Raw genomic sequence first — 15,166 nt, 5'->3', positions numbered from 1 at the left:
TGTTAAAATAACGTTTTTTTGAGCACAAAGATATTGGAGGTAACAGAAGTGAAAGGTATGTTTTACAAGAGATTTATTGCAATAGGAACAGTGCTTACACTATTTTGTAGCATGGTTGTTACATCTGGAAGAGCATCAGCGGAAACAGTCCCTGTTTTAGACGTAGAAGCAGGATCAGCAATTTTAGTAGAAGCAAATTCCGGAAAAATTTTATATCAAAAAAATGCAGATGAATTATTAGCAATTGCTAGTATGACAAAAATGATGAGTGAATACTTAGTTCATGAAGCGGTGGATAAAGGAAAACTTAAATGGGATCAAAAAGTTAAAATTTCTGAATATGCATATAAGATTTCGCAAGATCGCTCATTATCAAACGTTCCATTAGAAAATGGTGGCTCTTATACGGTCAAAGAGTTATATGAGGCAATGGTAATTTACTCTGCAAACGGTGCAACAATTGCTTTAGCTGAAGAGATTGCTGGAAAAGAAGTCAATTTCGTGAAAATGATGAACGATAAATCAAAAGAGTTTGGAATGAAAAATTATAAATTTGTAAACTCTACAGGTTTAACAAACCATGATTTAAAAGGACATCACCCAGAAGGGACAACTCCAGACGAGAAAAATAAAATGTCCGCAAGAGATTGTGCGATTTTAGCACAACGTCTTATTCAAGATTTTCCGAAAATATTAGATACAGCAAAAATCCCTAAAAAAACATTCCAAAAGGGTGGCAAGTATCCGATTGATATGACGAACTTTAACTGGATGTTAAAAGGCTTAATTAAGCAATACGAAGGTGTAGATGGGTTAAAAACAGGAACTACTCCAGAAGCCGGAGATTGTTTTACTGGTACAGTAGAAAGAAACGGTATGCGTCTAATCTCTGTAGTTATAAAAGCAAACTCTCATACAGCACGTTTTGATGAAACAAAGAAATTATATGATTATGGATTTGCGAATTTTGAAGTGAAGAAGGTCTATGGAAAAGATTCAGTAGTAAAAGGTCATGAAACAGTGCGAGTAGCAAATGCAAAGGACAAAGATGTAGTTGTTCAAACGAAGCAAGCTGTTTCACTTCCAATGCCAAAGGACAACAAAGACGTTTATAAAAAAGAATTTAAAGTATCGAATAAAGAACAAGAAGCGCCTATTAAAAAAGGTGTAACAATTAGTCAAATGATTATATCGCCTAAAGATATTACAGATCCTGGGTTCTTATCAGGTAAATCATTACAAGTAGACCTTGTAACAAAATCTGAAGTAGAACAAGCAAATTGGTTTACACGTTTAATGCGCGAAATAGGATCTTTCTTTAGCGGCATGTGGAATAGCGCGGTTGATATAGTAAAAGGCTAACTTTGTAGGATAAAATTAAATATTAGCCTGAAATAAAAGGTTTCAAAGTATTATAGATTCTTATGTGGATGGCTTGGAATTGAAGAGTGTATTAATTCTCAAATCTGGTTCTTCGGAACTTTCGATATTGCAATCAAGCTAAGATAAATTTGTATCCATATAATCAAAAAACGCTATTCTTTTTGTAGAAATATACAGAAAGGATGGCGTTTATTATGAATTGTTCGATTCAAAGGGTTCTGGTGCAAGGTTAGTTTAATAAAGTTACATGATGAAAAAACATTCATTATTCCATCAAGTGACAATTAAAATCGATACCTGGTACTTATTTCTGTTATTAACTTTTATAAAAATTTAATAAAATCTTTTCTTTCTATTAAATATTTTGTTTTAAATTATTTATATAAAGAAATGGAGGCCAGAAAATGAATTTTTTAAAGAAATTTAAGTATCTCTTTATAGCGTGTATCCCTATGTATATAGTTATTCTTTAATTTCAATCGAATAAAAAAGCAAGGTATTCGAGAAAAAAGTACGGTACCATACAGAGAAAACGCTCTCCCATACAAAAGTAAATTGTACCGAAAGTGATAAAAGCGAATGTTATATGGAGGGAACCCCCTAATAATTTCACCTGAAAATCGGTAATTAATGAAACAAACAATAACAAAATGATACATGATTACGAGTTAATATCCCCAAAAGATAGGATTACTAGTGACAATCTTTGATACTGACAAGTGAGGTGACGTCGATGAGAGGGACATTAATAAAAAGTGGAGTATTTATTTTAGTTTTAACAGGAGGGCTATATCTTACAAAATACGCATATGACCATCATACTAACCGAGTTAAAGTAAGAGACACGATTCAACAAATATCAATAGAGCATGGTATACCGCCATGGATTCCTTTATCTATTGCATTCCATGAAAGTAAGTTTGATCGAAACGCAATTGGAGATCAGGGCACATCATTTGGACTGTTTCAGCTTCATCGAGGTGGACTAGCACCTAAAGATTTAACGAACGAAGATTTGAAAAATGCAGAAACCAATACTCGAATTGCAATATCTAATATGATAAATGCATATAACCGTGGTTTACAGCAAAATTTAAAAGGACCAGAGCTATTAAAATATGTTGCTAATACCTCAGGGGGGCCTGGGAATAAGGGTGTTCAATGGACAAATAAGCAGACAGACTATAACGAGGGTTTAGAAAACAGTTTTAAAATGTTTTCTAAACGACAATATGATTTTATAGAATGAAATTTCTTTTTTCTTTCTATTATTATATAACTTATGCCTAAATACGAAAGTTTCCTAAAACAGATACATAGATTAACTTTGTACTGCTTATATTAGGAATTTAAAGAAACAATATGTATAATTCTCCCACTACAATAGTATAGTGGCCTTTATTAACAGCAAAATCTACAATTTACAAGGAGAACATTTTATGAGTAAGAGAATAAAAGAATTAGATTCCATACGAGGGTTAGCGGCACTGACAGTGGTATTTGGACATTTTTGTTTAATGCTACCATCGTTGCCTAATTCTATTAAATTTTCTCCGCTTAGGTTTTTATGGGCTGGCGGGGAAGCTGTAATCGTTTTTTATGTACTCAGTGGTTTTGTGTTATCTATGGCACTTTATCATTCAAAAACAAATTATTGGGGATATTTAATTAAGCGATTTGTACGAATCTATATTCCTTATTATTTTTGGATAATCATTACCTTTGCTTTATTTATTTTGTTCTCGCCGTATGAAGTGGCTGGACTACGGGATTGGTTCTATGATAGGTGGCAAGGGTCTATAACAAAAATAGATATTATAAACCATTTTGTGCTTCTTAATAACTTTTTTACGGAAAATTATAATCCAGTTATCTGGTCATTGGCTCAAGAAATGCGTATATCTATTGTGTTTCCGTTGTTATTCCTTCTTTTTTATAAACTGAGTTGGAAGAAAACGATACTATTTGCTTTGAGCTTTTCTTTAATTAGTGTTTTCCTTAATATGTTGCATATAGGGAAAGCAGAGGGATTTTATAATGGTTATGCCGATACACTGCATTTCACATCGATGTTTATGGTTGGAATGTTACTTTTTAAGCATCAGGAAAAGCTTATCTACTTATATAGGAATATGAAAAAATTTAATAAAGGATTTCTTATTGCATTAGGGATTATTCTATATTTATATTCCATTTTAATTTATGGTTTTTCCCGTAATGATACTACTTTCTTATTAAAAGATTGGGGTGTCGTAATCGGTGTTAGTATATTTATAATAATGGCCATGAGTAACCTAAAAGTGAAAGCATTTTTAAATAAGAGTGTATTTGTATACTTAGGAGAAATTTCATACAGTATCTATTTGTGTCATTTTCCAATCATGATGGTACTATTTAAACTTTTGTATACAAAGATACCTATCTTTTTCCTTCTTGCTTTGTGTATTTCAATGACAATACTTTTTTCTATAGTTTCGTATCATTTAATTGAAAAGAAATGTATCAACTGGGCAAAACAAAGAACAACAAATTTTCGAAAAAAAGTGTAATGCTTGAAGGAATTTTATTTCTTTAGTAAATATACGAATATGACCGATTCCTAAGTATATTAGGAATCGGTCAATTACGGATTCTATATAAATATACTAAAATTGAACAAATTTTTAATTTTATACTTAACTCGAAAAATCCTCTTACTAAAGAGAATCTTCGTAACGTTTTTCCAGACATAGCCGAAAGTACAATTAGTAAAACGCTAGTTTCCTTGTAGCTGCTTGGTCAAATAAAGCTGGTTTCAAGAGGAAGAAATGCTCAATGTATACAGGTTTAATTCTGTATTAATAATTATTAGGGGTAACAACACATCGCTATCTATATCTAAAATGTTATATAAAACTATTGAATATTTTATTCGTAAAAACAGAGGTGTAAAATGAATTTTATTTCCGAACTACTTGTTACCTTTGCAATTCCTACAATACAACTCACATTCTTGTTACTACTCATTTTTGTTTTTAGCTACTTTGTAGTATACAAAAAGGTATGTAAAGGAGGGGGGGAATTTACCGTACAACAAGTTATATTGTTTATATTGATAATAGGATATTATTCCCTTGTATTATCAGCCACTTCATTTGGTCGTCCAGATGATATAACTTTCGCAAGAACAATTGACTTTGATGTACTTAGTGTTTATAAAAAAGCATGGAATACCTTTTCATTTTCTTCTTTTTTCCATATCATTGTGAATATAGGTATGCTTTTTCCGTTAGGAATTTTATTACCTTTATTTAGTAATTTTTTTCAAAAAACAAAATGGATGTTAATCAGCTCAATTATAGCAAGTTTATTGATTGAAATCCTTGAATTTACAATGCAACGTGGAAGTATGGAACTAGCCGATTTACTTCATAATACTTTAGGAATGATGCTAGGATATTCTATGTTAAATATAGTTCTTATATTGTTGAAGAAAAAAGAAACAGATACACAAATGACCAAATATTTATTTCTTCCGATTACAGTAAGTTTTGTTGCACTTGGAATAATGATTTCGTATCAAATGAAGGAATTTGGGAATATGCCTTTAGATCCCATTACAAAAACAGACATGACTGATGTCACTATAAAAACATCAATAGAGTTAAAAGACGAAGGTAATAAAATGCCTGTTTACAAAGAGGAAATTACAAAAATGCCTAATGACAATGAGCCAGTTACAAAAAAATCACATATTCGAGATGTCGAAATTCTGTCTCCCAAAGAAGTATTTCAAAAACTAAAACAAGGAGACTTTGATCCTATAATATCTTTCAAAGCAGGTGATACATTAGTCATTACAGATTATAATATAGATTACTACGCTGATACAAAAGGCTTTTCTCAACCTATATATGTTTTTCAAGTACGCTTAAATGATAATGGGAAAGATAGTTGGTCTCAACCTATTTCTGCGAGAAGATAACGTAGATTTTCATGTTTTTGTTCATGTGAAATAGTTTAATCGAGTTGTCTTGCTCATTTGAAAAATCTCCTATGGAATTTAATTGAAATTGAAAAACATTTAAGAAGAACAATTACGCTGTGGGCTATTGTATAGTGTAGATATGAATAACAAAAAAGGGGGACTATATATGTGGAAGCGATTTGTAGCGATTGGTGATAGTTTTACAGAGGGGATAGGGGATGAAGTTGAGGGAATAGCATTAAAAAGCTGGGTAGATCATTTTGTTCAACTGTGTGTAGATGATTTAAAATATGCTAATTTTGCAAAACGTGGGTTAGTAACTAAAGAAATTCGCTCACAGCAATTGGAACAGGCATTAACTTTTAATCCAGATTTGGTTAGTCTAATTGCAGGTGCAAACGATGTTTTAAAAGGACGTTGGAATCATCATGCATATAAGAACGATATGGAATTTATGATAGATACATTAAGTAAAGCAGGTGCTGATATTATTATAGCAAACCTTCCAGATTTTACTGTTAGGCTTCCATTTCCTTCTGAAAAAAAACAAGTATTAAAAGAACAATTATTAGAGGCAAATGAAGTTATACTTTCACTGAGTAGAGAGTATAAGCTTCATCATGTTGACTTTTGGAATCATCATTTAGTTAATGACAATACGCTTTGGTCTACGGATTTAATTCATCCAAACTCAAAAGGATATGTAAAAGTTGCTGAATTGATTTTTAGTAGTTTGCCTGTACACGACTCTTTTAAATAAGCTGTAGAATGACCTAAACTCCTGTCGCATGCTGTACAGGGGTTTTTGGTGCGAAAAAGAAGGATATAGAGTGCCTATAAATTATACTTTAAGTAATTCTTTTTATTGTTTATATCTTTGTTATTTTCTGTTGCAGAATCCTTATTATAAGGATTCTTTTTTTGTATCAATAATCTATAAAGAAAAAAGATGAAATTGGCGAAAGTGAACTAAAAGGTATTTTAAATGAATTGTTAAAACAACACTAATAATGATAACGTTCGCTAAATATATTCGTCGTTTGTAAGAATCTTAAAATCTTCCCTTTTTGAATGCAGCTTAACCATAAATTTAATTTTTTTGTAAATGTGGAACTATTTCATTACTTACACTGTCTATTAAGCGTTAAAACATTTTTTATTTAACATATTTAGAAAGGAATAATCATTTTTAATTAAGGGAGAAGATTGAATTGAAAAAAATATGGATGCTGCTTTTCTTTTGTTTTGGAGTTATGTTAGTAGGATGCAATAAAGATGAGCCGCCAAAACAAGCATTTGAAGAATATATCAATTTATGGAATGATGAAAAATTTACAAATATGTATGATTGTTTATCAGAACATGCAAAAAAAACGATTTCTAAAAAGGAGTTCACAGAGAAATATCAAAAAATTTATGAGGGTATTGGAGTTAAGAATTTAAAAATTAAAACGAAAGGAGAGAATACTAAAGATAAAGAACTTTTTCTTTTTGAAGTTAATATGGATACGGATGGAGGAACAGTTTCATTCATCCATGAAGCAAAACTCGTGAAAGATAAAGATAAGGAATCTTGGAAAATAGATTGGACACCAGACTTCATTTTCCCAGGTATGAAAAAAGATTACAAAGTACGTATGCAAACAGAGCAAGGAAAACGCGGAGAAATATATGATCGAAATGGAAAAGGGCTTGCAACGAATGGTAAAGCGACTGAAGTTGGAATTATTCCAGAGAAACTAGGTGAAACGGCAGCGCAAACGAAAGAAATAGTAGCACAATTACTTGATATGTCTACAGAAGAGGTCGATCAGAAGCTCGCAGCGAAATGGATAAAACCAGATTCCTTTGTACCAATTGGTATTTTAAAAGAGGGAACCAGACAGAATGATTATATTGAATTAGAAGGAGTTTTATCTCGCCCAGTAAATATTCGTACGTATCCATTAGGAGAAGCAGCGGCACACTTAACGGGATATATAGGAAAGGTAAATGCAGAGGAGTTAAAATCGCTTCAAAAAAAAGGTTATCAAGCAGATGATTTAGTGGGTAAGACAGGTTTAGAGAAAGTATTAGAGAATAAATTGCGTGGTGAAAAGGGTGGACGCGTATTTATGGAAGATGAGAACGGGAAAGAGATTAAAAACGTAGCAAAACAAGAAGCAAAAAAAGGAGAAAATGTTACGTTAACTATTGATGCTGCAATTCAAGAAAAAATCTTTAATGAGATGAAAAATGAAGCAGGATCTAGTGCAGCGGTCAATCCTAAAACGGGTGAAACAATCGCACTTGTAAGTAGCCCTGCTTATAATCCAAATACAATAGTTAGAGGAGCATCAAAAGCTCAACGGGAAGCATGGAATAACGACTCGAAACTGCCAATGATGAATCGCTTCACACAAGCATTTGTACCAGGTTCCGTATTTAAAACGATTACAGGTGCAATTGGTTTGGAAACAAACACAATAAATCCTAAGGAAGAATTTAAAATTCAAGGATTAAAGTGGACAAAAGATTCATCTTGGGGAAATTATTATGTAACACGTGTGAAGGATGCTAGTCCAGTTGATTTTGATAAGGCAATGAAGTACTCTGATAATATTTATTTTGCTCAACAAGCTTTGAAAATAGGAAAAGATCAGTATGTAAATGAATTTAAGAAATACGGATTTCATGAAAAATTACCAATTGAATACGAATTCCCTATTTCAATCATTGCAAAAGATGGGATAAAAAATGATATTCAACTAGCAGACACGGGGTACGGACAAGGACAAGTATTAATGACACCACTTCATTTAGCGTTAACATATGCACCGATTGTGAATGAAGGGAATATTCCATCGCCTCATCTTTTAAAAGAATCAAAAGTAGCGGGGAATTGGAAAGAAAATGTGGTTTCTAAAAAGAATCAAGGGATATTAAAGAGTGCATTAATAAAAGTCATTAATGACCCTGATGGCGCGGGGAGAATTGCTAAGGTTGATGGTGTAACCCTTGCTGGTAAAACGGGTACAGCAGAACTGAAAGAGTCGAAAGAAGCAGACGGAAAAGAACTTGGGTGGTTTGCAGCTTTTGATGCAAATGCGCCAGACATGATTGTTACCATGATGATCGAGGATGTAAAAGGAAGAGGGGGTAGCAATGTTCCAGGCGAAAAAGTAAAACATGTTTTTCAGAAATAATACTTAATTATAAGGTGAAATCTGTTACTGAATTTATTATATGTTTGCTTAACTCCAAGGTATAAATTGGGTAAAACAAAGAACAATTAAGTTTCAAAAAAAGCATTCTTCCTAATCGAGAATGCTTTTTCTATTTTGTTGTGACTCTAGAAAGTTGATACCGCATCATATTCATTATTTGCAAGTACGGGCTGATTGGTAGTTTGTCCTAAATACTGATTTAAAACTAGAGGATTCAGTCGGAAGTACAAGTCCGATTGGGATAGGTACTAATACAGCTGGTGATAAAAAACTTGTTCATGTTTATTTTCATGTCTGAAATTTTGGTGTTGCTAATAGTAAATATAAGAGAAGAACAAATTGAAATAGACAAACGAGATTTTAAACTTTAATAACACAGTTATTTAGAAAAAAATAAATAGAGCACACAAATAAGTATGCTCTTAGAAAAAATAGGTGATACAAATCGAGTGTTGCGTGAAATTTTAAAAATCATAATCAGATTTTCACAAGTAAATTTTTAACATTGTATGCATTACTTGTTTTTTTGAGCCTGTCATAAAAAAGAATGTAAAGGTGATTATGTAATGAAATGTATTGCACACCTTTACATTTTTCAGGAGAATTCTTCTATCAAAAAAAAGATAAACAATGGAACAAATGAAACTTGTATCATGTCTATATATTGAAACCATATTAAAAGTGAGGGCAGCTTTATGTTTATTCAAATAAGTTTGAGGTGTGGAAATGGAACAGAAGTTTATTGAAAAATGTAATCATGATGAGCTTGACTATGTTATAAAAGACTATTGGCAAGATGTATGGAATTATTCATTTATTATTACGAAAGATCCACACTTATCAGATGACATCACACAAGATGTATTTATTAAGGTTTTTAAACATTGGAATTCGTTTCGAAAGGAGTCATCTATTAAAACGTGGATATTAAAAATTACAAGAAATACGGCAATAAACTATTTGAAATCCTCTTATTTTAAAAGGATATCTTTAGTGGGATTTTTTAGTGACGATAAGCAATCTCCATCGGCAGAACAAGAATTTTTTAATCAAGAGGAAATGAATGATGTGTGGGATGTTGTATTAAAACTACCTAAAAAACACCGCGAAATACTAATATTGGACGCGAAATATGAATTATCTTATGAAGAAATGGCTGAAACATTAGGTGTATCCATTGGAACAGTCAAATCTAGGTTAAGCAGAGCAAGAAGTAAAGTTTCAAAATTAATAGGGGAGGGTAGAAGTGATGAACAATAAAAAAAATCCTGACTGGTATAGCAAATTAAAAAATGGACCAATGGAGCGTCGTAAAGATGAAGAAGCATTTATTTATAAAATAAAGCAATCGATATACCAAAATAGTGAAGTAGATTCTGTAACATACAAGAGACCATTTCGTAAAAAAGCATTGCCTATTGTAGTTGTTTTGGTTTGTACAATGTTATTTTTTATTGTTCAACAACCTTGGCTTGATGATAATAAATCACCGGTACAAAGTAGTACTCAAATTAAGCCGAAAACAAAAGATGAGTCTGCTCAAGATCCATCATTAAAACAATTTATAAATGATTTATATCGAAGTACAAATTCAAAAAATGAAAATGATTTGTATAGAGCATTAAATGATGAAGTTATATTTAAAGGGAAGAGTTATAAGAAGGATGAATTGAAGTTTGATGAAGATATTTTTCATGAGTTGCAAGTCGCTCTTACAAACGGGGGAGAATTTGCAAATGATACAAAAAAAGTATACAAAGTACCAAGTGGATTTACAGAAAGTAACCAATCAAAGCAAGCGCATTTTATATATGCAACGGTTACTGGAAATAAAACAAAAATTTTAGCTGAACCAAAACGAGAATCACAAGTTTTATATGAAATATCTAATGAAATGGTAAAAGCTTGGATTCCAGAAAAAGTGCAAAATGATGGATATATAAAAATATCGACAATTAACGGTAATACTGGATATGTGCAAAAAGAGTATGTTTTAACTGATATTAAGTATTCATTTATGCTCGAAAAGAATGATAATGGTGAATGGAAAATAATAAATATAGATTCTATATGGTAAAAGAGGAAGGTTCACTTTAATGAACCTTCCTCATTGTTATTATTTTCTTTTTGAAGTGTATGCCAAGACTCTAAAATTTCTGATGTAACGAGAGCAGCAATATTTTTTTCTGAATTACTACCAGGAATAACGACAGAAACGGCGATTTGTGGATCTTCGGTAGGAGCATATGCAATGAAAAGAGAATGATTTATCATTCTTTCTTGCTCGTTGGGAGAGCCTGTTATACCTGTTTTACCTGCGACATGAAAGGGCAAGTTTTTAATCTCCTCTATATTTTGACTCATCCCACCTTGCATGACGCTCCAAAATTTCATAGGATAACGATTTGAACTTTCTAAAATTGGTTTAAACTTTTTTGTTTCCTTACCGTCCTGACCAATAATAGCACTTACGATTTGAGGTTTATATCTATCACCTTTACTTGCCAAAGTTGCTGCATATTGAGCGAGTTGAAGAGGAGTATGCACTTCATTTCCTCCCCAAGAGGCATTTAATAAAGCGGAGATTCCATTTTCAAACTTATTAGATGGATGGAATTCATATTGTCCGTCTTCTTCAAAAGGTAAATCAATCCCAGTTTTAGAACGTAGGCCAAATTGCATTAAATAATCTGTCCATATATGTGCCACTTTTTCTATATTCCCATTATTTCGGTTGAATAAGGGCAGAGCTACTTTTGCTGTCATAAATGTGTTAGATGAATTAATGATAGCCTGCCTTGGTGTAATCTCACCTGTTGGCGTTCCAGGTGCATTCGTAATGTTATTTTGATTATCATACTGAAAAGTACCCTTATCTAAATAAGTATCTTCAGGTTGAAAAAGCTTTTCGTTTAATCCAATTAAAATAGTAAGTGGCTTTATAGTAGAGGCCATATTTACATAAGATTCACCATACTTTAATTTTTGAATTGCTTTATTTTGCGAAAGTGATTTAATGTTTTCATTTTTAGATGATACATGTGTATGTAATGTATTTGGATTAAAAACTGCCGAGTTGGCCATAGTTAAAATTGCGCCAGTTTTTACATCGGTTACTACAACATAGCCAGCATTAGCATCAGGTATTTTCTTAATTTGAGATCTTAATGCTTCCTCTGTTTTTTGCTGTAATTTAGAGTTTAAAGCTAGCCGGACATCTTTTCCTTTTTGTACTTTTTGAATGTTCCACAAGAACTTTTTATTATTCATTTTAAAAATCAGAGTTTTTCCGGGTTTTCCTTTTAAATCATTTTCATATTGAAGCTCAATCCCACTTTTTCCAACAGGTCCATACTTAGAATTAAGGTCATTTTCTACATACCCAATTAGCTGTGAACCAATTTCGTGTTTAGGATAATATCGGATCAATTCATCTTTAATTATTACATTATTGGGTTTGTTTTTGTTTATGAATGTAAGTTCACTCTCATTTATGTCAGAGTATAACGGTATATCATTCATAGTCTGCTTTTTACAAGATTGTTGTAATTGTGATTTTATGTCCTCTGCAGAAATGTCATGTTGAAACTCGTTTGAAAATTGATTGAAAAAAGCTAATGTGTTTGATGTATCTTGATTCGATAGCTTTTCATCATTAGAAGTGCAATATAGAGACTTAACTTTCTTATTTGTAGCTAGTATTACACCATTTTGATCAAGAATTTTTCCTCTTTCAGCTGAAGAAGTTGCGATAGTAATTAAAATGAAGTTGATTTTTAATAAAATTAGTAAAATCACACTTACAATAGAAAGAACCGCAAAAAATCTCCATCTTTTCGTATGTAACATATAACCCTCCCTTATGTAGCCTATTCCATCTTATAGTTAATTATTTTTTTTGTAAATGTGGAACAACTTTATGATTTAGATTGTCTATTAAGTATTACAGCATGAAGAAAGGAACAATCAGTATGAAAAAAAGTACATGTTAATAGTAAGTCTATGTGTAAGTTTAATATGAGTCATTATACAGTTTAGCATTTCTAATGCAGGCGACAAAAAAATAGAGAAAAAAACAGGAAGGGAGATTTATCAATTACACGGCTAAACCAAAAGGAATGGATGCTTACAAGGATTTAACAAAAAAGATAAAACACTATTATAACTGAATAGTGGTTTCTAATATATAGGGAACGCTTTTAGTATATTTATTTACTAAGTATTAGTGAGGATTTCCTGAAGAATTATATGGAGGATTTATGAAAGAACAAAAAGTAAAGAAACAGAAGACATATATATCTATTCGATTGAATATAATGTTCCTTTGCATATTTGTACTATTCTCAGCTATTATTATGCAGCTAGGAAAAGTACAAATCGTTGAGGGAGAGGCTTATAAGAACCAAGTGGAAAACAGTCAAAATGAAACAACTAGTATACCAGTTCCACGTGGACAGATTCTAGATCGAGAAGGGAAAACGGTCGTTAATAATAAATCTCTTCGCACAATTACGTATACAAGGGTGAAAGGGATTACGAGTGAAGATATTTTAAAAACAGCAAAAGACTTGGCGAAGGTACTTGAAATGCCTGAGCAAGATATAAATAAATTAACCGATATCGATAAAAAAGATTTTTGGATGCAATTGAATACGAAACGTGCGGAATCAAAGATTACTAAAAACGACATAGGAAAGTTTAAAGAAAAGGGAATAGAGGGAAAAGAACTAGACAAAAAAATTCAAGACTTAAGACGAAGTCGCGTTACAGAAGTAGAATTGGCAGAATTAACAGCACAAGATTTAAAGGTGTTAGCTATTAAAAGTAAAATGAGTTCAGGTTATCAACTGACACCACAAATTATAAAAAAAGATGTGACAGATCAAGAATATGCGCGGATAAGTGAAAAACTTGCGGAGTTTCCAGGAGTAGATACAACAGTTGATTGGGAACGTAATTATGTAAATGGTAATTTATTTCGTTCCGTGTTAGGTAATATTACAAGTAGTGAAGAAGGATTACCGAAAGAAAACTTAGATTCTTATTTGGTACGTGGATATAACCGTAATGACCGTGTAGGAAAAAGTTATATTGAACAACGATATGAAGATGTATTACACGGCACAAAAGAAGAAGTGAAAAACATTACTGATAAATCAGGAAACATTATAAACACAGAAATAATCTCTAAAGGAAAAAGTGGTAATAGTTTAACATTAACGATTGATATGGAATTACAAAAGAAAGTGGAAGAAAGTATAGAGAAAAATTTGAGAGCTTTTAAGAGTTCAGAGCCACTGTTGGACCGAGCGTTTGTCGTCATGACAAATCCAAATAACGGACAGATTTTATCTATGGCAGGCAAAAAGATTGTAGAAAAAGAAGGGAAAATAGAGATTGAGGATTTGGCATTAGGTAACATGACAACTTCGTATGAGCTAGGGTCAGCTGTAAAAGGCGCAACGTTATTAACTGGATATGAGACAGGGGCAATACAGCCAGGAGATCAATTTTATGATGCACCGATGAAATTTAAAGGTACACAAGCCAAGAAATCATGGAATGTATCCGGATTTGGTAATATTAATGATTTACGAGCTTTACAAGTATCTTCGAATGTATACATGTTCCAGACAGCTTTAAAAATTGCGGGAGTTAATTACGTACCGAATGGTTCATTGGATATTAAACAAGAAGCATTTGATAAAATGCGTTATTATTTTAAACAATTTGGTTTAGGGGTACCAACAGGTATTGATTTACCGAATGAAATAATTGGGCAAACTAGAAAAGTAGATAGTCAACCTGGGTTTTTATTAGATTTTTCTATCGGTCAGTATGATACGTATACACCATTGCAATTGGCACAATATATTTCAACTATTGCAAATGGTGGATATAGAATGCAACCCCAAATTGTACAAGAAATACGAGAGCAATCAATAAAAGAAGAAGAGGTCGGTAAAGTTATACGCTCTATAGAGCCTGTCGTATTAAATCGAGTTGATATGAAGAAAGAGCATATTGATCGGATAAAAGAAGGCTTTAGATGGGTATTCCAAGAAGGTGATGGAACTGGCGTGAAGTATTTCAAAAATGCGCCATATAAACCAGCAGGAAAGACAGGGACAGCTCAAACTGTATATGGTGGAGATGATCCAATTGGTAGAAATGCAAAAGGAGAACGTATGGAATGTTACAACTTAACATTAGTTGGATATGCTCCATATGATAATCCAGAAGTAGCATTTTCTGTAGTAGTCCCATGGCTTCATGATGATAAAAATGGAATTAATTCTATAATTGGAAAGGAAATTTTAGATGTATACTTTGATTTAAAAAAGCAACGTATACATGGTGAAGCTGCTAGTACAGACAGTTCGAATCAAAATTAGTAAAATTTGTGCACTTTTCTCAGGGGAAGAAACCCTGTTTATATAAAAGCCTTTATAAGTTAAAGAAAAAGGAAAATTTGAAATAAGAGATAGCGGCTATCATAGTTGCTATCTCTTACTTTTGTTAATATCTTGGCTACTAGTTAAAAAGGTTTTAAATTTATCCCGCTATTTGCCGGGTAGTAAAACTCCCACCTCAAAATTCAGCTGGAGCA

At 32.1% G+C, this 15,166-nt stretch carries 10 protein-coding genes and 1 pseudogene; 10 read left to right on the top strand and 1 reads right to left on the bottom strand.

Annotation, left to right across the window (positions count from 1 at the left end):
- Window positions 1-48 precede the first annotated feature (48 nt).
- From SB773_RS08995 to SB773_RS08955, 9 genes and pseudogenes are all read left to right on the top strand, one after another.
- Window positions 49-1,362, top strand: coding sequence for a D-alanyl-D-alanine carboxypeptidase family protein (locus SB773_RS08995; protein WP_060751863.1), 1,314 nt, complete (start codon window positions 49-51; stop codon window positions 1,360-1,362).
- A 754-nt stretch (window positions 1,363-2,116) separates the two neighbouring features.
- Window positions 2,117-2,632, top strand: coding sequence for a transglycosylase SLT domain-containing protein (locus SB773_RS08990; protein ID WP_410589599.1), 516 nt, complete (start codon window positions 2,117-2,119; stop codon window positions 2,630-2,632).
- 142 nt (window positions 2,633-2,774) lie between these two features.
- Window positions 2,775-3,932 (top strand): acyltransferase family protein, encoded by a 1,158-nt coding sequence (locus SB773_RS08985; RefSeq protein WP_002032176.1) that lies wholly within the window; start codon window positions 2,775-2,777, stop codon window positions 3,930-3,932.
- Window positions 3,933-4,021: 89 nt separating this feature from the next.
- A pseudogene (locus SB773_RS08980) lies at window positions 4,022-4,153 on the top strand (Fic family protein); the annotation flags it as partial.
- Window positions 4,154-4,315: 162 nt separating this feature from the next.
- Window positions 4,316-5,347 (top strand): VanZ family protein, encoded by a 1,032-nt coding sequence (locus SB773_RS08975; RefSeq protein ID WP_410589597.1) that lies wholly within the window; start codon window positions 4,316-4,318, stop codon window positions 5,345-5,347.
- 169 nt (window positions 5,348-5,516) lie between these two features.
- Window positions 5,517-6,110 (top strand): SGNH/GDSL hydrolase family protein, encoded by a 594-nt coding sequence (locus SB773_RS08970; RefSeq protein ID WP_002127450.1) that lies wholly within the window; start codon window positions 5,517-5,519, stop codon window positions 6,108-6,110.
- 451 nt (window positions 6,111-6,561) lie between these two features.
- A complete protein-coding gene (locus SB773_RS08965; protein ID WP_410589594.1) occupies window positions 6,562-8,535 on the top strand; it encodes a penicillin-binding transpeptidase domain-containing protein in 1,974 nt (657 codons plus the stop codon).
- Between the two features lie 747 nt (window positions 8,536-9,282).
- Window positions 9,283-9,816 carry an RNA polymerase sigma factor gene (locus SB773_RS08960; RefSeq protein WP_002127457.1) on the top strand — a complete coding sequence of 178 codons (534 nt, stop codon included), beginning with the start codon at window positions 9,283-9,285 and terminating at the stop codon, window positions 9,814-9,816.
- The gene (locus SB773_RS08955; RefSeq protein ID WP_410589592.1) at window positions 9,806-10,633 is read left to right on the top strand and encodes an SH3 domain-containing protein; all 828 of its coding nucleotides are present in this window, start codon (window positions 9,806-9,808) and stop codon (window positions 10,631-10,633) included. The genes SB773_RS08960 and SB773_RS08955 overlap by 11 nt, the downstream gene beginning before the upstream one ends.
- A gap of 11 nt (window positions 10,634-10,644) precedes the next feature.
- Here SB773_RS08955 and SB773_RS08950 read toward each other — a convergent pair whose 3' ends face one another.
- Window positions 10,645-12,405, bottom strand: a complete 1,761-nt coding sequence (locus tag SB773_RS08950) for a peptidoglycan D,D-transpeptidase FtsI family protein (RefSeq protein WP_410589590.1) — start codon at window positions 12,403-12,405, stop codon at window positions 10,645-10,647.
- Window positions 12,406-12,815: 410 nt separating this feature from the next.
- Between SB773_RS08950 and SB773_RS08945 the strand changes: the two genes are divergently transcribed.
- On the top strand, window positions 12,816-14,951 hold the full coding sequence (locus SB773_RS08945) for a peptidoglycan D,D-transpeptidase FtsI family protein (RefSeq protein WP_410589588.1): 2,136 nt from the start codon (window positions 12,816-12,818) through the stop codon (window positions 14,949-14,951).
- Window positions 14,952-15,166 lie beyond the last annotated feature (215 nt).

Origin of the sequence: Bacillus sp. SIMBA_074 (genome assembly GCF_046534555.1) — a bacterium.
GTDB classification, from domain to species: Bacteria; Bacillota; Bacilli; order Bacillales; family Bacillaceae_G; genus Bacillus_A; species Bacillus_A mycoides.
This window is presented reverse-complemented; position numbering and strand designations above follow the sequence as displayed.